Source organism: Streptomyces sp. NPDC048361 (assembly GCF_040651795.1).
In the GTDB taxonomy this organism is placed as follows: Bacteria; Actinomycetota; Actinomycetes; order Streptomycetales; family Streptomycetaceae; genus Streptomyces.
In genome coordinates, this window is record NZ_JBEZKW010000100.1 from 1 (window position 1) to 18,678 (window position 18,678).

General features: G+C 72.2%; 18 protein-coding genes and 2 pseudogenes. 5 read left to right on the forward strand and 15 right to left on the reverse strand.

Annotated elements, in window-relative coordinates:
* Nucleotides 1-307: 307 nt before the first annotated feature.
* The 6 genes from pyrE to AB0D31_RS33200 all read right to left on the reverse strand — a co-directional run bounded on the left by pyrE (nt 308) and on the right by AB0D31_RS33200 (nt 6,038).
* The gene (gene pyrE, locus AB0D31_RS33175; RefSeq protein WP_362730174.1) at nt 308-856 is read right to left on the reverse strand and encodes an orotate phosphoribosyltransferase; all 549 of its coding nucleotides are present in this window, start codon (nt 854-856) and stop codon (nt 308-310) included.
* Nucleotides 857-879: 23 nt separating this feature from the next.
* Nucleotides 880-1,668: an aldose 1-epimerase gene (locus AB0D31_RS33180; RefSeq protein ID WP_362730176.1), complete on the reverse strand. Its 789-nt coding sequence runs from the start codon at nt 1,666-1,668 to the stop codon at nt 880-882.
* Between the two features lie 160 nt (nt 1,669-1,828).
* Entirely contained in the window at nt 1,829-2,827 is a 999-nt protein-coding gene (locus AB0D31_RS33185) for an SRPBCC domain-containing protein (protein WP_362730179.1), read from the reverse strand.
* Between the two features lie 197 nt (nt 2,828-3,024).
* On the reverse strand, nt 3,025-4,647 hold the full coding sequence (locus AB0D31_RS33190) for a polyamine aminopropyltransferase (RefSeq protein WP_362730182.1): 1,623 nt from the start codon (nt 4,645-4,647) through the stop codon (nt 3,025-3,027).
* An 85-nt stretch (nt 4,648-4,732) separates the two neighbouring features.
* Nucleotides 4,733-5,257, reverse strand: coding sequence for a DUF2617 family protein (locus tag AB0D31_RS33195; protein WP_362730185.1), 525 nt, complete (start codon nt 5,255-5,257; stop codon nt 4,733-4,735).
* Between the two features lie 445 nt (nt 5,258-5,702).
* The gene (locus AB0D31_RS33200) at nt 5,703-6,038 is read right to left on the reverse strand and encodes a hypothetical protein (RefSeq protein ID WP_362730187.1); all 336 of its coding nucleotides are present in this window, start codon (nt 6,036-6,038) and stop codon (nt 5,703-5,705) included.
* Between the two features lie 110 nt (nt 6,039-6,148).
* Here AB0D31_RS33200 and AB0D31_RS33205 point away from each other — a divergent pair, with 110 nt between their 5' ends.
* The 3 genes and pseudogenes from AB0D31_RS33205 to AB0D31_RS33215 all read left to right on the forward strand — a co-directional run bounded on the left by AB0D31_RS33205 (nt 6,149) and on the right by AB0D31_RS33215 (nt 8,937).
* Entirely contained in the window at nt 6,149-7,342 is a 1,194-nt protein-coding gene (locus AB0D31_RS33205; RefSeq protein WP_362730189.1) for a pyridoxal phosphate-dependent aminotransferase, read from the forward strand.
* A 71-nt stretch (nt 7,343-7,413) separates the two neighbouring features.
* Nucleotides 7,414-7,610: pseudogene (locus tag AB0D31_RS33210) on the forward strand (aminotransferase); the annotation flags it as partial.
* 286 nt (nt 7,611-7,896) lie between these two features.
* Nucleotides 7,897-8,937, forward strand: coding sequence for a hypothetical protein (locus AB0D31_RS33215; protein ID WP_362730192.1), 1,041 nt, complete (start codon nt 7,897-7,899; stop codon nt 8,935-8,937).
* Nucleotides 8,938-8,953: 16 nt separating this feature from the next.
* Here AB0D31_RS33215 and AB0D31_RS33220 read toward each other — a convergent pair whose 3' ends face one another.
* Both AB0D31_RS33220 and clpB read right to left on the reverse strand, forming a co-directional pair.
* Nucleotides 8,954-9,496: a YbjN domain-containing protein gene (locus AB0D31_RS33220; protein ID WP_362730195.1), complete on the reverse strand. Its 543-nt coding sequence runs from the start codon at nt 9,494-9,496 to the stop codon at nt 8,954-8,956.
* Nucleotides 9,497-9,635: 139 nt separating this feature from the next.
* Complete coding sequence (clpB, locus tag AB0D31_RS33225; RefSeq protein ID WP_362730198.1) at nt 9,636-12,239, reverse strand: ATP-dependent chaperone ClpB; 2,604 nt, start codon at nt 12,237-12,239, stop codon at nt 9,636-9,638.
* Nucleotides 12,240-12,380: 141 nt separating this feature from the next.
* Between clpB and AB0D31_RS33230 the strand changes: the two genes are divergently transcribed.
* Entirely contained in the window at nt 12,381-12,794 is a 414-nt protein-coding gene (locus AB0D31_RS33230) for a pyridoxamine 5'-phosphate oxidase family protein (RefSeq protein ID WP_362730201.1), read from the forward strand.
* Nucleotides 12,795-12,907: 113 nt separating this feature from the next.
* Here the strand turns inward: AB0D31_RS33230 and AB0D31_RS33235 are convergent, their stop codons facing one another.
* Together AB0D31_RS33235 and AB0D31_RS33240 are read right to left on the reverse strand one after the other, a co-directional pair.
* Nucleotides 12,908-13,240, reverse strand: a complete 333-nt coding sequence (locus tag AB0D31_RS33235) for a (2Fe-2S)-binding protein (RefSeq protein ID WP_053726447.1) — start codon at nt 13,238-13,240, stop codon at nt 12,908-12,910.
* Nucleotides 13,237-13,485, reverse strand: coding sequence for a 5'-nucleotidase (locus AB0D31_RS33240; protein WP_362730204.1), 249 nt, complete (start codon nt 13,483-13,485; stop codon nt 13,237-13,239). Before AB0D31_RS33240 ends, AB0D31_RS33235 begins: the two co-directional genes overlap by 4 nt.
* A 254-nt stretch (nt 13,486-13,739) precedes the next feature.
* Here AB0D31_RS33240 and AB0D31_RS33245 point away from each other — a divergent pair, with 254 nt between their 5' ends.
* Nucleotides 13,740-14,717 (forward strand): helix-turn-helix transcriptional regulator, encoded by a 978-nt coding sequence (locus AB0D31_RS33245; RefSeq protein WP_362730206.1) that lies wholly within the window; start codon nt 13,740-13,742, stop codon nt 14,715-14,717.
* A 257-nt stretch (nt 14,718-14,974) separates the two neighbouring features.
* Here AB0D31_RS33245 and AB0D31_RS33250 read toward each other — a convergent pair whose 3' ends face one another.
* The 5 genes and pseudogenes from AB0D31_RS33250 to dnaK form a co-directional block, all read right to left on the reverse strand.
* Nucleotides 14,975-15,949, reverse strand: coding sequence for a LuxR C-terminal-related transcriptional regulator (locus AB0D31_RS33250; protein ID WP_362730209.1), 975 nt, complete (start codon nt 15,947-15,949; stop codon nt 14,975-14,977).
* 148 nt (nt 15,950-16,097) lie between these two features.
* Nucleotides 16,098-16,565, reverse strand: coding sequence for a helix-turn-helix domain-containing protein (locus tag AB0D31_RS33255; RefSeq protein ID WP_362730212.1), 468 nt, complete (start codon nt 16,563-16,565; stop codon nt 16,098-16,100).
* 1 nt (nt 16,566) lies between these two features.
* Nucleotides 16,567-17,757: a molecular chaperone DnaJ gene (gene dnaJ, locus AB0D31_RS33260; RefSeq protein ID WP_362730215.1), complete on the reverse strand. Its 1,191-nt coding sequence runs from the start codon at nt 17,755-17,757 to the stop codon at nt 16,567-16,569.
* Between the two features lie 45 nt (nt 17,758-17,802).
* The gene (gene grpE, locus AB0D31_RS33265) at nt 17,803-18,441 is read right to left on the reverse strand and encodes a nucleotide exchange factor GrpE (RefSeq protein ID WP_362730217.1); all 639 of its coding nucleotides are present in this window, start codon (nt 18,439-18,441) and stop codon (nt 17,803-17,805) included.
* Nucleotides 18,441-18,678 (reverse strand): annotated as a pseudogene (gene dnaK / locus AB0D31_RS33270) (molecular chaperone DnaK); the annotation flags it as partial. The gene grpE and the pseudogene dnaK, both read right to left, overlap by 1 nt.

The window sequence follows — 18,678 nt, forward strand, 5'->3', positions numbered from 1 at the left end:
CTGACGGGGGGGCGACGTCATCGCCGCGGACAATCTTACCATACTCGGCCCGGGGCCCCCCCCCTGGGACGCCCCTGGGGGGTCCCGTTTCACGTGAAACGGTCCGCCCCTGGAAGAACACGCAGGTCAGGCTCGCTCCGTCCGAGCCCCGGGACCTACGTCACGACTTTTGCGCCCAGCGGAGCCCCCCGTGCGGCGGGGTGGCGGGGCGCCGGGTGACGGGGCGCCGGAGTGGTGGGGCGCCGGAGTGGTGGGGCGCCGGAGTGGTGGGGCGCCGGAGTGGTGGGGCGCGACCCCGGGCAGCGCCCTACGCCAGTCCGAGCTCCGACGCGGAGAACGCGAAGACGTACGGCACGCCCGCGCCCTCGGTGATCTTCTCGCCGGCGCCGGTCGCGCGGTCCACGATCGTCGCCACCGCCACCACCTCCGCGCCGGCCGCACGGACCGCCTCGACGGCGGTCAGGGGCGAGCCACCGGTGGTCGAGGTGTCCTCGACGACCAGGACCCGGCGCCCCTTGATGTCCGGGCCCTCGACCTGGCGCTGCATCCCGTGCGCCTTGGCCGCCTTGCGGACGACGAAGGCGTCCAGGGTGCGGCCGCGGGCGGCGGCCGCGTGCAGCATCGCTCCGGCCACCGGGTCGGCGCCCATGGTCAGGCCGCCCACCGCGTCGAAGTCGAACTCGGCGGCCACGTCGAGCATCACCTGGCCCACCAGCGGCGCGGCGACGCCGTCAAGGGTGACCCGACGCAGGTCGACGTAGTAGTCGGCCTCCATCCCCGAGGAGAGGGTCACCTTGCCGTGCACCACGGCCTTGTCCTTGATCTGCTGGAGCAGGTCAGCGCGTACGTCAGTCATACCCAAGAGCTTAAGGGCCGTGCTTACAGGCGGCGCCAGGCCCAGGTCGTCGTCAGCTCCAGCGGGTCGATCGGGGTGACCTGACGGGGCAGGGTGTTGAGTCCGTTGGGCGGGCCCGACTGCGGCTCCACGCACACGGCCGCCTCCTGCTCGTCGTAGATGACGACCCACTCGGTGGGGCTGGTCACCTTCAGTTCGAGCCGCTCCGGCCAGGTGAGGGTGACGTCGACCCCGTCGGGCATCCCGAAGCAGTCGTCCCAGGGGCCCGGCAGCGGCTCGATCCGCCGCCCGGTGGGCAGATGGTCGTCGCCGCGCTCTTCCTGCCACGCGGCGTCGAAGGCCACCTCGACGCTGCTGCCCTCGATCTCCCGCACGAACCAGGGGTGCCAACCCACCTGCGCCGGGAAGGAGTTGTCGTACGTCTCGACACCCATCCGCACCGTCAACGCGTCCGGCGTCAGCTCGAAGATCTGGGTGACCTTGCCGCTGAACGGCCAGGGCTCGGTGAGTTCCTGGGTGAACACGGCCTCGGTGGCCGAGACCCGCGCGGTCTTCCACGCGTGGTCGCGGGCGGTGCCGTGAATGGCGTGCGGCGCCGCGTTGAGCGGCAGTTGGTACTTCACTCCGCCGTCGCGGAACTGGCCGTTCTCGACGCGGCCGCACCACGGCACCATCGGGAAGCAGCCGTACTTCTCGCCCTGGCGCAGCACCTCGGTGCCGTCGATCCGCAGGCTGCTGATCCGGCAGCCGTTGCCCGCGTCGACGGTCAGTTCCACGGCGCCGACGCCCAATTTGATCTGGTCACTGCTCACGCCGTCGACCCTAACGGGTGGGCCGGTGATGTGCTCAGCTGCAACGGGGGAGCTTCGGCCCGCGGCGAGCTTCCGTCGGCGGGGAGCTTCGGCCCGCGGCGGGCTTCGGCCCGCGGCGGGCTTCGGCCGGCGGCGGGCTTCGGCCGGCGGCGGGCTTCGGTCAGCGGCGTCGCCTCAGCGCCCGACCGACCACGACCGCGGAGGCCAGCGCGAGGGCCGCGGCCGGGGCGACCCAGCGCAGTGTTGCGCCGGCGGTGCTGCCCGAGGGCGCGGGCACCGGGGCGTACCGGCCGCGCGGCGGCGCGTGGTCGACCTCCTCGGCGCTGCGGCCGATCATCGTGCGGCGGGCGTGCGCGGCCTCGGCGGGCATCGGGCCGCCCACCTCGATGGCGAACTCCTGGTCCGCGAGCGGGTCGAGGGACGGCGGCGGCACCTCGGCGTCGAAGACCGAGGCGAAGCTTGCGGCGTCCAAATCGCCGGCGTCCAAGTCGCCGGCGTCAAGGTCGCTGGCGTCAAGGTCGCTGGCGTCAAGGTCGGTGGCATCGCGGTCCGTCGAGTCCGGGCCCGGGCCGGCGGAGTCGAGGTCCGGCTCCGAAGCGCCCGCGGCTCCCGATCCCGTGCCGCCCGCGAGGTCCGTGTTCAGGTCCGTCTCGGCGAGGTCAGCCGGTGCCTGCGAGGGCTCGGAGCCCGTGGCCGTAGCCAGGTCGTCCGACGTGGTCCCCGCCGCCCCGGCCGCCGCGTTCTCCGGCCGCGCGGGATGCGCGAGCGCCGCGGCGAACCGGTCGAGCAGGCGCAGTGCCGAGGCCTTGGAGGTGTCCGCCGGTACGTCCGCCGCCCGGCCCTCCGCGAGAGCGGTGCCCGCGAAGCCGAGCGTGGTGCCGCCAGGCGCCTCGTCCAGCCGTACGGTCAGGGTGAGCTGGGCGGCGCCCGCGCCGCGGACCTCCACGCCCTCGCCCTCCACGGCGAACGCCCCGTCGTCCTGCTCGGTGATGCGCAGGGCGCCGCGGTAGGTGATGGTGCTCCCGCCGAGACGGACCTTCAGTCGACCCGCGATGGGCGGCTCGCCCGCATCCTGCTGGAGCCCCGGAAGGCACCGGGCGACCCGGGCGGGATCGCGCAACGTCTGCCGGAGTACCTGGGCCTGAACCGGAACGAACACCTCATGCTCCATAACCACCGAGCCTACTCAGCACCGGCCGTTCCGTCTGCGTCAACGCGGCGCCGATGCCTCACCCGCCCGCACACGCCCCCAGCGCCCCCGTAGCCCCGCCGCCACCCAATACCCCCCGCCGCTCCCGTCACCCCCCGTATGCCCGCCGCCCCCCGTATGCCCGCCGCCCCATCACCCCCGCCCCCTCACTCCCCGTACCGCGGATGCACCAGCGTCGACGGCGCGAAGGCGGCCGCGTCCGACGGCGGGGTCAGGGGCCGGGCGCCGAGCGGGAGCCGGAGCCCGGAGCGGGTGGCGACGGGCAGCGCCGTCCCCCAGAGCACCCGGGGACGCGCCGCCCGCGCCGCCGGCGGCGGTCCCCGGTCCGGCCGCGTCGCCAGGACGAAGCCCCAGTCCTGGGGCGCGGGGGCCGGGCCGAGGGCGCGGCCGGGGCCCTCGGTGGGCCCGGCGGTGCGCCCGGTCGCGCGGTAGGCGAACGTCCTCAGCCCGGCCGCATGCACCGTCGAGGCGACCGTCCAGAACGTGCGGGGAGCGCTCGCCACCGAACCGCCGTGCACCACGAGCCGCCCGCCCGGCGCGAGGACGCGGGAGGCGAGCCCGTAGAACTCCTGCGAGTACAGCTTGGTGCTCGCGGTCATGCCGGGGTCGGGCAGATCGCACACGACGACGTCGTACGGGCCCGCGGTGCGGCCCTCGCCACGCAGCCAGGCGAAGGGGTCTGCGGCCACCGGGCGCAGCCGCGGGTCCCGGTAGGCGTGGGCGTTCAGGGAGGCGAGCCCCGGGTCGCCGCGGGCGAGGCGCATCAGCTCCGGGTCGATGTCGACGAGGGTCACCGCCCGCACACCGGGGTGGCGCAGCACTTCGCGGGCGGCGAGGCCGTCGCCGCCGCCCAGGATGAGGACGCGGCCGTGCGGGCCTGCGTCGAGCGCGGGGTCCACCAGGGCCGCGTGGTAGCGGGACTCGTCGCGGCCGTCGACGCGCAGCCGTCCGTCGAGGAAGAGGCCGAGGGGCGCGCCCGCCCTGCCGGTGAGGACGATCTCCTGGACGTGGCTCTGGACGGCGACGCGCACCTGACTGCCGTAGACGGCGCGGCGCGCGGCCTGTTCGAAGTCGCCGACCATGGCGGTGGTCAGGGCGAGCACCGCGAGGGCGAGGGCGTTGGCGCCGAGCAGCAGCCAGCGGGCGCGCGGGGTCAGTTCGCGGCCGAAGAGCAGCAGGACGAGCGAGCCGCCGGCGACGGCGTTGACGCATCCGGTGAGCAACGCACTGGTCAGCTGGCCGAGTTGGGGCAGGAGGAGGAACGGGAAGGCGAGACCGCCGACGAGGGCGCCCACGTAGTCCGCGGCGAACAGGTCGGCCACGGTGCCGCTCGCGTCGCCCGCGGCGCGCCGCGAGACGCGCTGGATGAGGGTCATCAGGAGCGGGATCTCGGCGCCGATCAGCATGCCGATGGCGAGCGAGAAGGCCACCAGGGCGTACCGCGAGCCGCCGAACCAGGCGAACGTCGCGTACAGGACCACCGCCGAGCAGCCGCCCACCAGGGCGAGCGCGGCCTCGATGAGGCCGAAGCCGACGGCGGCCCGGCAGCGCAGCCGTTTGGCGAGCAGCGAGCCGACCCCCATCGCGAAGACCATCACCGACAGGACCACCGAGGCCTGGGTGACCGAGTCTCCGATCAAGTACGAGGCGAGGGCGACCAGTTCGAGCTCGTACACGAGGCCGCAGGCGGCGCAGACGAACACGACGGCCAGGACGAGGAACCGGCCCGACCGCGCACAACTCACGGGAGCGGGGAGCGGTTCGATCATGATGCGAACGCTACGTGACGCTCCGTTCGCATCCTGTCACCCACACGGGTGCAACTGGAGCCAACCGGTGGGGATTCCGCGCGCCTCACAGCCCGGCGGGTGCCGGTACCCGTACGCCGACGCGGGTGCGGGTGACCACCAACTGCCCTTCCTGCGGGTAGGCGTGCCAGGTACGCCACCACACCTGGCCCTCGCCGCGCTGCGCGAGCATCGCGGTGAAGGCGTGCGGTGATCCGGGAAACGTTCCCGCCAGTCCGTTGGGGTGGTCGGCGACGAGGGCGAGGAGCTCCTGGGCCCGGCCCGCGAACGAGCCGTGCGAGAGCGTCTCGACGCGCGCGGCGAACTCGTAGTCCCACTCCCCGAGCCGTTTGGCCACGCCGAGCGGCAGCGGTGTGCTGCTGCCGGGCATGCAGGCCACGGTCTCCGAGCAGGTGCCGCGCTCCTCGTCGAGGAGGACTTGGTGCGAGGCACCGAGGAGCCTCAATTGGAGCTTGGCGCCGGAGAGTTCGAGGTCGAGCACGGCGAGGGCGGGCAGCGGCTCGCGGCCCAGCGCCCAGGCGAGGTCGGCGGCACGCGTATCGGAATAGGCGGTCTTGAGGGACGTGAGCATGGGTGGGCTCCGCAAAACACACATGGGGAGGGTGGGTGACCGATGCCGGTGGATGACCGATGCCGGTGAATGACCGATGTCGACTCGGACCGCGACGAAGAACCGGGGGGACCGCTCTCTGATCGCCCGGGGTCCGAAGGCTGCATGGGTTCTCTGCGAGGGAATCATGAAGTGCGCGGCGCTCACAGCTTTTTTACCCAACTTGAGCGGGTTTCCATCCCCTCGGGGGCCACTCGGTTCAAACGTTCAACTACCGGCGTGAATAAAGGCGCCCGGCCGGCCGGAACCGACCGGGCGCACAACGGGCGGAGTGGGCGGCGGAATCGGCTGCCCCGTGTCAGCCGCGACCACCGCGTGCCTCCCGCCCGCCGCCCCCGCCGGCCCCGGGGCGGGACCGCCCCAATGGCCGTCGGCCGAATGGGGCCGGGGAGCGCGGAAGGACCGTTCAGCTCGATCCGCAGCCGCCGCCCCCGCAGGACGAGCCGCCGCCGCACGACGAGTGGCCGCCTCCGCCGCAGGAGTGCCCGCCGCCGCAGGAGTGGTGGCCGCCGCCGCCCCCGTGGTGGCCGCTCCCCCCGTGGTGGCTGCTCCCGCTGCCGCACGACGGCGAGCTTCCGCTGTCCGAGCCGCCCGCCGCCCACCAGCTGCCGCCTCCCGCGGCCGAGGCGGCCGTCCCCCTGCGCGAGCCCCTGCCGCCGCGGCGCCGGCCGCGCGCCGCGGAGCGGGCCAGGGCGGCCAGCGCCACCGCCACGACGACGACCAGTGCGATCACGATGCCCATCCCCCACCGTCCTTCCGTGCCGCGGTCCCCCGTGGCCCGCGTGGAGAGGGGATGCCCTTCGCCGTCCGGCGCCAAAGCACACTTGAGCAACTCCAGAGGTTGCCCGCAGGATGGCCGTCATGACCTCCAGCGCGCGCCCTCTCCTCAACCGCCGCCTCGCCGAGTTCGGGACGACGATCTTCGCCGAGATGTCGGCCCTCGCCCAGCGGACCGGGGCGATCAACCTCGGCCAGGGCTTCCCCGACGCCGACGGTCCCGAGGCGGTACGGGAAGCCGCGGTCCGCGCCCTGCGCGAGGGCCACGGCAACCAGTACCCGCCGGGCCCCGGCGTCCCCGAGCTGCGCACCGCCGTCACCGAGCACCAGCGGCGCTTCTACGGCCTGTCCTACGACCCGGACCGCGAGGTCCTCATCACCGCGGGCGCCACCGAGGCCATCGCCGCCTCCCTGCTCGCCCTGGTCGAACCGGGCGACGAGGTCATCGCCCTTGAGCCGTACTACGACTCGTACGCCGCGTGCATCGCGATGGCGGGCGGCACCCGGGTGCCCGTGACCCTGCGCCCCGACGGGGACCGCTTCGTCCTGGACCTGGACGAGCTGCGCGCCGCCGTCACCCCCAGGACCCGGCTGATCCTGCTCAACACCCCGCACAACCCGACCGGCACGGTCCTGACCCGCGCCGAGCTCGCCGCCGTCGCGGAGCTGGCCTGCGAGCGCGACCTGTTGGTGATCACCGACGAGGTGTACGAGCATCTGGTCTTCGACGGAGCCGAGCACATTCCGCTCGCCTCCTGCCCCGGCATGCGCGAGCGCACCGTCACCATCGGCTCCGCCGGCAAGACCTTCTCGTTCACTGGCTGGAAGGTCGGCTGGGTGACGGGCGCGCCCGAGCTGGTGGCCGCGGTCCGCTCGGCCAAGCAGTTCCTGACGTATGTGGCGTCCGGGCCGTTCCAGTACGCGGTGGCCGAGGCGCTGCGGCTGCCGGACGCCTACTTCGCGGCGTTCCGCGCCGAGCACCTGGCCAAGCGGGACCTGCTGAGCGAGGGGCTCGCGGCGGCCGGGTTCGGGGTGTTCCGGCCGGCCGGCACCTACTTCGTGACCGTCGACGTGCGTCCGCTGGGCCACAGCGACGGCCTCGCGTTCTGCCGGGCCATGCCGGAACGGGCCGGTGTCGTCGCGATCCCCAACGCGGTCTTCTACGACCACCGGGAGGCCGGGGCGCCCTTCGTGCGGTTCGCGTTCTGCAAGCGGACGTCGGTACTGGAGGAAGCGACGGAGCGGCTCCGCAAGGCATTCGCGAGCTGACCGGCGCCCCGCGGGTCCGGTCGACGCGTCCCCCGCCGTCTCGTGACAGGACTCGGGGGCCGGGCACAGCACCTTTGGGTGTGAGCGACGGCCTCGCGTTCTGCTGCCGGGCGCTGCCCGAGCGATGCCCGAGCGCTGTGGCGTCGTGGCAATCCCCCACACCGTCTTCTACGATCACCGCGCGGAAGGCGCCCCGTTTGCCTGTTTTGCCTTCTGCGAGCAGACGGCGGTACTGGAGGAGGCGGTCAGCCGCCTCAAGGCACCGGCCGGCCGGCCCGGGCCTCCCGGCGTCCCGGCGGCCGTGTGCGCACCGCCGGGTGGGCGGACTTCCACCCGGTCGGGGGCGCAGCGGTCGCGGGGACCGGGATCCGCGCGGATGGTCGGTCTGACCGATCACGCGCGCCCGGAGGTGCCCCCTGTCCGCCGAGATCACCGCCACCGCCCGGGCCGGCCGGGCCGACGGCCGGGCGGGCGTCCCGCCCTGGGCGGCCGCCCTGCGGCGGGCGGCCCCCGCACTCGGGCTCTTCGCCGCCGCGCGCCTGACCGGGCTCCTGGTGCTGGTGGCGGTGGCCCACCACTGCGGCCGCTCGCCGCGGGCGCGGCTCGCGACCGCCTGGGACGCCGACTGGTACGCCCGGATCGCCGCGCACGGCTACGGCCGCACCCTGTTCTGGCCGGACGGCGCGGTCCAGAGCGACCTGGCGTTCTTTCCGTTCTACCCGGGTCTGATCCGCGCGGTGACCACCGTCCTTCCGGTCACCGGCGGCACCGCGGGCCTGCTCGTGTCGTGGACGGCGGCGGTGGCCGCGGCCTGCGGGATCTATCTGGTGGGCGAGCGCCTGTACGGGCGGCCCGCGGGCACCCTGCTCGTGCTCCTGTGGGGGCTGCTCCCGCACTCGGTGGTCCTGACGATGGCGTACAGCGAGCCCGTGATGACGGCGCTCGCCGCGTGGGCGCTGTGGGCGGTCGTGACCCGGCGCTGGCTGTGGGCGGGCTCGCTCGCGCTGCTCGCCGGCCTGTCGCGGCCCAACGCGATCGCGGTCGCCGCCGCCGTCATGGCCGCGGCCGGCCACGAGCTGTGGCGGGGCGAGCGGCGCTCGTGGCGGCCGTGGGCGGGTGCGCTGCTCGCGCCGCTCGGCTGGTGCGGCTATGTGCTGTGGGTGGGGGTGCGCGAGGGCGATCCGTTCGGCGGCTACTTCGCGGTGCAGGCCGGCTGGACCTCCCGGTTCGACTTCGGCGCGGGCTCGCTGGCCTTCGTCAAGCGGCTCACCCTGGTCCCGTACGACCTGGGGTTCCCGATGGCCGCGCTGATCACCGGTGTGATGGTGCTGCTCTTCGTGCTGTTCCTGCTGGACCGGCCGTCACTGCCGCTGGCGGTCTACTCGGCGGTCCTGGTCGTGATCGCGGTCGGCGGCGCGGGCTACTTCGAGTCGAAGCCGCGTTTTCTGCTGCCCGCGTTCCCGTTGCTCGTTCCGCTCGCGCTGGCGCTGACGAAAGCCCGGCCGAGGGCAGCGGTCACGGTGACCGTCGCCCTGGCCGGGCTGTCGTTGGGCTACGGCGCCTATCTGCTGACGCTGGCCACGATGGCGCTGTGAGGCGTGCGGCCCCGCCCTACTCGGACTCGGTGGCGCCGGGCTCGTCGCCCTCGTCGCCGTCGACGTCCTTCTCCAGGCCGAGCTGCTCAAGAAGCCACTTGTCGAACTCGATGGAGGCGCGCACCCAGCTCACCGTGGAGGACACGAAGTGCTCCAGGGCGACGCCGGTGCCGATCAGCATCTGCGCCTCGCCGATGAGGCGGACGGTGCCGTCGTCATGGGTGTGCGTGTAGACCTTGGGCCACAGAGTGCGGCGGTTCCAGTCGTCGATCGACTCCAGGATCTGGACCTTGTCGTCGATGCTGTGCGGCCGGTCGTAGAACGTCCGCACCGAGAAGACCTGCTGGTCCTCCTCGCCGCGGAACATGAAGTACGTACGGAAATCCTCCCACGGCGCGGCGAGGTCACCCTCGTCGTCCACGACGTACTTGAGCTCCATCTGGTCCAGGAGCTGCTTCACCAGATCCTGGTCGGGAACGATGGGCCCGGACGGCTGGCCGCCGGGCTGCGGGCCGGGCTGAGCCCCGAAATTCGGAATCGAGGACGGGTCGATGGTCATCGTGAATCTTCCTTCGTACGGTTCCGGTCATCCTCCCCCATGCCGGGGCAGGACTGGCAAGCCCCGCCCCCGGGTATCCGCTGCGGGCTGACTCAATCGGGCCCGGGTGGCGGGATGTGCCCGGGGGCGGGCACGCGTCCTAGTGCGCCGCGGCCCCGATGATCAGCCCGTCCTCGAACCGGTCGACGCGTACGGTGTCGCCGTCCTTGACCTCGCCGGCCAGGATCTCCTTGGCGAGCCGGTCGCCGATGGCGGTCTGGATGAGGCGGCGCAGCGGGCGCGCTCCGTACGCCGGGTCGTTGCCCTCGTCGGCCAGCCACTCCAGGGCGTCCGGGGTGACCTCCAGGGTGAGCCGGCGGTCGGCGAGACGCTTGGCGAGACGGTCGATCTGGAGCCCCGCGATGTGGGACAGCTCGTCCTTGGTGAGGGCGGAGAAGACCACCAGGTCGTCGAGACGGTTGAGGAACTCGGGCTTGAAGGAGGCCCGCACCACGGTCAGGACCTGCTGCTTCTTCTCCTCCTCGCTGGTCGAGGGCTCCACCAGGTACTGGCTGCCCAGGTTGGAGGTGAGGATGAGGATGGTGTTGCGGAAGTCGACGGTGCGGCCCTGCCCGTCGGTCAGGCGCCCGTCGTCGAGGACCTGGAGCAGGATGTCGAAGACCTCGGGGTGGGCCTTCTCCACCTCGTCCAGGAGGACCACGGAGTACGGGCGGCGGCGGACGGCCTCGGTGAGCTGGCCGCCCTCCTCGTAGCCGACGTAGCCGGGGGGCGCGCCGACCAAGCGGGCCACCGAGTGCTTCTCGCTGTACTCCGACATGTCGATGCGGACCATGGCCCGCTCGTCGTCGAAGAGGAAGTCGGCGAGGGCCTTGGCGAGTTCGGTCTTGCCGACGCCGGTGGGGCCGAGGAAGAGGAACGAGCCGGTGGGCCGGTCGGGGTCGGCGATGCCGGCGCGGGTGCGGCGCACCGCGTCCGAGACCGCCTGGACGGCCTGGCTCTGCCCGATGAGGCGCTTGCCCAGCTCGTCCTCCATGCGGAGCAGCTTCTGCGTCTCGCCTTCCAGGAGACGGCCGGCGGGGATGCCGGTCCAGGCGCCGACGACGTCCGCGATGTCGTCGGGGCCGACCTCCTCCTTGACCATGGTGTCCTTGGCGTCCTTGGACTTCTCCTGCTCGGCCTCCTCCTCGGCGGCCTCCTCCAACTCCCGCTCCAGGCCCGGGATTTCGCCGTACAGCAGCTTGGAGGCGGTGTCGAAGTCGCCGTCACGCTGGGCGCGTTCGGCCTGGCCGCGCAGGTCGTCGAGCTTCTCCTTCAGCTCACCGACCCGGTTGAGGCCCTGCTTCTCCTTCTCCCAGCGGGCGGTGAGGCCGCGCAGCTCCTCCTCCTTGTCGGCGAGATCCTTGCGCAGCTTGTCCAGGCGCTGGATCGAGCCGGCGTCGGTCTCGTTCTTCACGGCCAGCTCCTCCATGCGCAACCGGTCGACGGAGCGCTGGAGTTCGTCGATCTCGACGGGCGAGGAGTCGATCTCCATACGGAGCCGGGACGCGGCCTCGTCGACGAGGTCGATGGCCTTGTCGGGCAGGAACCGGGAGGTGATGTAGCGGTCGGAGAGGGTGGCGGCGGCGACCAGCGCGCCGTCCGCGATCTGCACCTTGTGGTGCGCCTCGTAGCGGCCCTTGAGGCCGCGCAGGATGGCGATGGTGTCCTCGACGGACGGCTCGGCGACCAGGACCTGCTGGAAGCGGCGCTCCAGGGCGGGGTCCTTCTCGATCCGCTCGCGGTACTCGTCGAGCGTGGTCGCGCCGACCATCCGCAGCTCGCCGCGGGCCAGCATCGGCTTCAGCATGTTGCCGGCGTCCATGGCCGAATCTCCACCCGCGCCCGCGCCGACGACGGTGTGCAGTTCGTCGATGAACGTGATGATCTGTCCGTCGCTCTCCTTGATCTCGGACAGCACGGTCTTGAGGCGCTCCTCGAATTCACCGCGGTACTTCGCACCCGCGACCATCGCGCCCAGGTCGAGGGAGACCAGCTTCTTGTTCTTCAGGGACTCCGGTACGTCGCCCTTCACGATGCGCTGGGCGAGGCCCTCGACGACGGCGGTCTTGCCGACGCCGGGCTCGCCGATGAGCACCGGGTTGTTCTTGGTGCGCCGCGACAGCACCTGGACGACCCTGCGGATCTCCTGGTCCCGGCCGATGACCGGGTCGAGCTTGCCCTCGCGTGCGGCGGCCGTGAAGTCCGTACCGAACTTCTCCAGCGCCTTGTACTGACCCTCCGGGTCGGGTGTGGTCACCCGGCGCCCTCCCCTGCTCGTCTCGAACGCCTCAAGGAGCTTCTTCGCGCTCGCCCCCTGCTGGGAGAGGATCTCACCGGCCTGTCCGCCCTTGGCGGCGAGGCCGATGAGCAGGTGCTCGGTCGAGAGGTACTCGTCGCCGAGCTCCTTGGCGCGCTGCGCGGCGTCCGCGATGACGGCGAGCAGGTCGCGGTTGGGCTGGGGCGGGGCGACGGTGGAGCCGGCGACGCTGGGCAGCGCGCCGAGCAGCCGCTCGGCGCCGGCGCGCACGGCGGCCTGGTCGGCGTCGACGGCGGCCAGCAGGTCGGTGATGTTCTCGTTGTCCTGGGCTTCCAGGAGCGCGACCAGCAGATGCGCGGGCGTCAGGTCCGGGTGGCCCCCGGCTACGGCCCGGCTGCTCGCTGCGTTGATCGCGTCCCGGCTCTTGTTGGTCAGCTCGGCGTCCACGTGCGTTCGCTCCTCCTGGTCGTACGTCGAGTCGTGGTGGGCACAGCATGCACCACCTATGACCCTTCCAACGTACACAAACTTGAGTCCATTCCGCTCAAGGTGGGTGGGACGGGCTCGCGGCGGCTAGGTTCCTTGGCCATGGCCACAGACGTACGCATGCCCGGCGAGGGCTATCTCAGCTTCTGGCGCGAGCGCCACATCTGCACCTTGACCACGCACCGGCCCGACGGCTCGCCGCACGTCACACCGGTGGGGGCGACGTACGAGCCGCAGGCGGGGCTCGCCCGGGTCATCACGAGCGGGAGCAGCCGCAAGGCCCTCAACATCGCGGCGGAGGCGGCGGCCGATCCGCTCGGCGCGCGGGTGGCGCTCTGCCAGCTGGAGGGCAGGCGCTGGGCGACGCTCGAAGGGCGTGCGGTCATCCGCACGGAACCGGAGCTGATCGCGGACGCGGAGCGCCGGTACGCGGAGCGGTATCAGCGGACCCCGCGGGTGAACCCGGGCCGGGTGCTGATCGAGATCCGGCTGACCCGGGCGATGGGCAACGCGTGAGCGGACCGGCCGGCCGCGCCCGGGCAGCACAGCGGCGCCACCGTGTTCAGGTCCACGATGGCGCCGCTGTGTGGGGGAAGCGCCTGCGCGATGTGTAACGACGGGGGATCGCGTCAGGCACTGCGGGGGGTGGCGGTGGATGAATCGGGTTGAGCTTCCGACTCGAAAAGCTGGTGGTCGCGCTGGTCGAGATTGACGAAGACCATGCCGTACCGGACCACGCAGCGGATGGGCTGCGGTGCCCCGCGCGGACGGCGCAGGCACCGGTAGGCGCGCACGTCCTCGTCGTCCTCACGGGCGATCAGGATCGGCTCACCGAGCAGGGTGACCATCAACGAATCGCCACGGAACGGAACCGCTGTGGCGAGATCGATGAAGTGCCACCCAGAGCGGTAGGCCGTGGCCATTTCACGCCGGAAGGTGCGGTCGTCGGGCGGGAAGCTCATGCGACGGCACCTGCGGGAGCGTCCTCCCACGTGATGTCATCGGGCGCCGCGCCCTTGGGCGCGACCTCCCACGTGATGTCGCCGGGCGCCGTCTTGGGCGCGACTTCCCACGTAATGTCGCCGGGCGCCGCCTTGGGGGCGACTTCCCAGGTCGGGTCGCCGGGCGCCACCTTGGGCGCGACTTCCCACGTCGGGTCGCTCGCTATCGAGGCGACCTTGGGCGCGATCTCCCAGGTGATGTCCATTGCAGTCGCGACATCCGCCTTCGCGGGGTGGGACTCCCAAGTAATGTCCCCAGGCGCCGAGAGAGCGCAGAGAGCAGCCGCCACAACGGCTGTCGTGCTTAGTGCTCGAACCATCCTGCTCATGGCCGATCTCCACCTCTTTTGATCATTACCTCCCCCCGCGGATACGACGATGGCCCACTCCGACCACTTGCACCAGCGCAGCCAGGCATCATGTTCCTGTAATTCAAAAGGATGAGGGGGGTGCAACTAGGTTGAAAAAGGGGCATGTTGGACACGATCACGGCCCGGTCGATCTGTGCGAGACAGGGACGGCCCTGTACTCGCTCGCCCTGCGTACAGGCGGGATTACCCGCTCAGAAGCCGACGCGGCACCGTGCCTGGTCGACCTCACGCTGCTGCGCCCCGACCCGGACGACGCCGAACTGCTGCGGCCGGTTCCCCCCACGGTGGTGCTCAACCTGCTGACCCAGCCGCTCGAACGCGAGATCCAGGAGCGCAGGAAGCTGTCGGTCGCCCTCGCCACCACCTTCGAGCCATTCATGTCGATCGCGACGCCGCCCCTGACGGGCACCCACGCGATCACGGTCCTCGAAGGACTGGAACTGATCAACGCGACCCTCGACCGCGTCATCGAGGAGTGCCAGGACGAGCTGCTCGTCATCCAGCCCGGCAGCGGACGCAGGCCCGAGAGCTTCGAGGCGGGGCTGCGCCGCGTCGAACCGCTGGTCGCCCGCGGCGTCGAGATGCGCACCCTCTACCAGCACACCGCACGCCACCACTCGGCCACCATCGGGTACGTGGAGCGGATCGCGCCGTACGGCCTCGAAGTGCGCACGCTCGAAGAGATCATCGACCGGCTCATCATCATGGACCGCAAGGTCGCCTTCATACCCGCGCGCAGCGACCGCCAGGTCGCCCTGGAACTGCGCCACGAAGGGCTCGTGCAGTACCTGGTGGGCGTCTTCGAGCAGTTCTGGCAGTACGCCGTGCCCTGGGACGACGAGGTCCCCTACCACCTGGAGACGGCCGGCATCACCGGCGTCCAGCGCTCCATCGCCAAGCTCCTGGTCGAGGGTCACGTGGACGAGGCCATCGCCCGCCGCCTGGGGATGAACGTACGCACCTGCCGCGCCCACATCGCCAAGCTCGCCGCGTCGCTCGGCAGCGGAAGCCGGGCCCAACTCGGCTTTCTGATAGCCCAGTCGGGCATCCTGGAGCAGGACGCCTGAAGTCGTCACCCGGGCACGCCGACGTGCGCGGGGCCGCACCGGGGGCCGCGCACGAGCAGGGCCACAGCCGCGGCGTCCGTCCCGCCGCCTGCCGGCCCCGTGTCCCGTCGAGTTGAGCTGCTCATACCGCCACCACGATGCATCGCGAGCCGCCGCACCACCACCGTCATGTTGCTGCACTGCATCAACTGGAGCCGTTTTAAAGCCGGACATGCCCGGCATGCCGGACCGGCGCGGACCACTTCGGCCGTCCGGGCTCAGCGCGGATGCGCGTCGAGCCCCGACTGGGCGATGCGTACGCCCAGTTGGGTACGGCTGCTCGACCCCAGCGCCTCCGCGAGGCGGCTGATGTGGTGACGGCAGGTCCGCACGCTGATGCCGAGCCGCTGCGCTATCACCGCGTCCTGGTGGCCCTCCGCGAGAAGCGCCGCGATGACCCGCTCGCGGTGGGTGACGCCCGCGATGTCGGTGGTCACGGGCACCGCGTCGGCGAGCGGCACCGCGAGCCGCCACAGCCGCTCGAAGACGGTGGCCAGGTACTCCACCAGCGCCGGGTGGCGCAGCTCCAGGGCGCTGCTGTCGTCCGCGGCGGCCGGGATGATCGCCACCGTACGGTCGAAGAGCAGCAGGCGCTCGGTGACCTCGTCCAGGGTGCGTACCTCCACGGCGCGTCCCTCCAACTGGTGCAGATAGTCCGCGAGTCCGGTGCCGTAGCGGGCGACGTGGGTGTACATGGTGCGAATGCGCACCCCCCGGTCCAGCATGTCGACGGCCCGGGGCAGGGCCTGCGACAGGATGTGCTCGGGCCGGATGCCGCGGGGCTGGATGGTGAGCGACTCGGTGGTGCAGGCCGCGATCGCGTCGTCGATGGCCGCGTTGATGCGGGGGATGCCGTCGAGGACGCGCAGGGCGTCGCCGCCGGACGGCACCGGGGCGCCCAGCGCGGCGAACCGTTCGAAGGCGGCGGCCGCCGACCCCGTGCGGGCCTGGCTCGCCGCGATGTCCTCGTGGATGCCGCGCAGGAGGCGTGCCATCACCACTTGCGGGGAGGTCGGAAGGAGCCACCCGGGGTCGGCCGGATCGGGGTGGAGCAGCCCCAGGTCGATCAGACAGGGGGCGTCGCCCGCGTCCGCGCGCGCGATGCGTCCGCAGCGCAGCGCGTCCGCGTACGCCCGTTCCCCGGCCGCGCACAGCCGGTCCGCGCCATGCGGATGCGCCACCTGCCCAGACATGCTCCGTCCCGCCTCCCTGCGTTCGAGCCCGACGACCCTATCCCCATCGGGGTGCCGGTTCACGTCGGCACGGCACGCGAGAGGCCCGCCGCCCCGGAACGGGACGACGGGCCTGGAAAAACACCTGCGGGAGCCGGGCCCGGACGGGCTACTCCGATGCCCTCTTGGGCCGCCACACGACCAGCGCGCTGGCCTGCTGGACGTCCTGGTAGGGGACCAGGTCCCGGCGGTAGGAGGCGTGCACCTGCGCTTCGCGCTGCTGCATCGCGACGGCCGCGCCCTCGACCGCGCCGGCCAGCTCGGCGACCCGGGCCTGGAGCGCGGCGACCTGGTTCTCCAGCTCGATGATGCGCTTGATGCCGGCCAGGTTGATGCCTTCGTCCTGCGACAACTGCTGCACTGTACGCAGCAGTTCGATGTCGCGGGCCGAGTAGCGCCGGCCCCGCCCGGCCGTGCGGTCGGGCGAGACCAGGCCGAGACGGTCGTACTGCCGCAAGGTCTGCGGGTGCAGACCGGAGAGCTGGGCCGCCACCGAGATGACGTACACCGGCGTCTCGTCGGTCAGTTCGTACGCCCGGCCGCCGAACGGCGACTGACGACGCTGGCGGGGATCCATCTCATGCTCCCTTCACGGCCTGGAACAGCTCGGCCCGCGGGTCCTCGCCCGCGGTGGCGTCGCGGAAGGTCTCCAAGGCCTCGCGGGCCTTGTCGTCCAGCTCCTTCGGCACGGCCACCTCGACCGTGACCAGGAGGTCGCCCCGGGTGCCGTCCTTGCGGACCGCGCCCTTGCCGCGGGCCCGCATCGTACGGCCGTTGGGGGTGCCCGCGGGCAGTTTCAACGTGACCGGCGGCCCGCTGAGCGTGGGCACCTTGATCTCGGCGCCGAGCGCGGCCTCCGTGAAGGTGACCGGCACGGTGACCGTCAGGTTGTCGTCCTTGCGGCCGAACACCGGGTGCGCGTCGACGTGCACCACGACGTACAAGTCGCCTGCGGGACCGCCCCGTTCACCGGGGGCGCCCTTGCCGCGCAGGCGGATGCGCTGGTTGTTGCTGACGCCGGCCGGGATGCGGACCTGCATGGTGCGCGAGGAACGCGCCCGGCCGCTGCCCTTGCAGACGTCGCACGGGTTCTCCGCGATCAGACCGCGGCCCTTGCAGTCGACGCACGGGTCGGTCAGCGAGAAACCGCCGCCCGAGCCGCGCGACACCTGCCCCGTACCGACGCAGGTCGGGCACACGCGGGGCGTGCCGTTCTTGTCGCCGGTGCCCGAACAGGCCTTGCAGGGCGCCTGGCTGGAGAGCCGGATCGGGACCGTGGCCCCGTCGACCGCCTCGGTGAAGCTGAGCGTCACCTCGGACTCCAGGTCCTGGCCGCGCCGCGGCTGGGTGCGCTGACCCGTGCCCGCGCCGCCCCGGTTGAACAGGCCGCCGAACACGTCGCCGAGCCCGCCCCCGAAGCCGCCGGCCCCGGCGCCGCCCCCGCCGCCGGGCTGCTGCCCGCCGAAGAGGTCGCCCAGGTCGAAGTTGAAGCTGCCGCCGCCCGCGCCCGGCCCGGCACGGAAGCCTCCGTTGCCGAACAGGGCACGCGCCTCGTCGTACTCCTTGCGCTTCTTGGGGTCGCCGAGGATGTCGTTGGCCTCGGAGATCTCCTTGAAGCGCTCCTCCGCCTTGGTGTCGCCCTTGTTGGCGTCGGGGTGGTTCTCGCGCGCCAGCTTGCGGTACGCCTTCTTGATCTCCGCGTCGGTGGCGTCCTTGGGGACGCCGAGAACCTTGTAGTAGTCCTTCTCGACGAAGTCCTTCGTGTTCATCGACGTCCCTCCTTCCGGACGATCACTTCTTCAATGACCGCTGCGTCAGCCCTTGTCGGGGCCACCGCTCTCCTCGTCACTCGACTCTTCCTTGGCGGCCGCACCCGGCTGGGGCTCGGCCACCGCGACCCGCGCGGGGCGGATCGTACGCTCGCCGATCCGATACCCCGGCTGGAGAATCGCCACGCAGGTCGTCTCGGTGACGTCCGGCGCGTAGCTGTGCATCAGGGCCTCGTGGACCGTCGGGTCGAAGGGCTCGCCCTCCTTGCCGAACTGCTGGAGGCCCATCTTCGCGGCGACCGTCTCCAGGGATTCGGCCACCGACTTGAAGCCACCGGTCAGCTCGCCGTGTTCACGGGCCCGGCCGATGTCGTCGAGGATGGGCAGCAGCTCGGTCAGGAGACCGGCGACGGCGACCTCCTTGACCGTGACGCGGTCCCGCTCCACGCGGCGGCGGTAGTTCTGGTACTCGGCCTGGAGGCGCTGGAGGTCCGTGGTGCGCTCGGTGAGCGCGGTCTGGGCCTGGTCCAGCTGGGCCTGCAGAGCGATGTCCTTGGCTGCGTCCCCGGCCGGGGCCGCCTTCTCCTCCTCGGCGGAGGAGTCGGCGGCCTTCGGCTCGGCGTCTTCCTGAGCGCCGGAGGGGACGTCGGGCTTCTCCTCGAAGCCCGGGGTCTCCTCCGTCATCAGGCGGCGCCGCCCTTCGGCTTCTCGTCGTCGACGATCTCGGCGTCGACCACGTCGTCGTCACCGGCCGGGTGCGCCTGCTCGGTGCCCTCGGCACCGGCCGCGCCCTGGGCGGCCTGGGCGTCGGCGTACATGGCCTGGCCCAGCTTCTGCGAGACGGCGGCGACCTTCTCGGTGGCGGTACGGATCTCGGCGGAGTCCTCGCCCTTGAGCTTCTCCTTCAGCTCGGCGACGGCG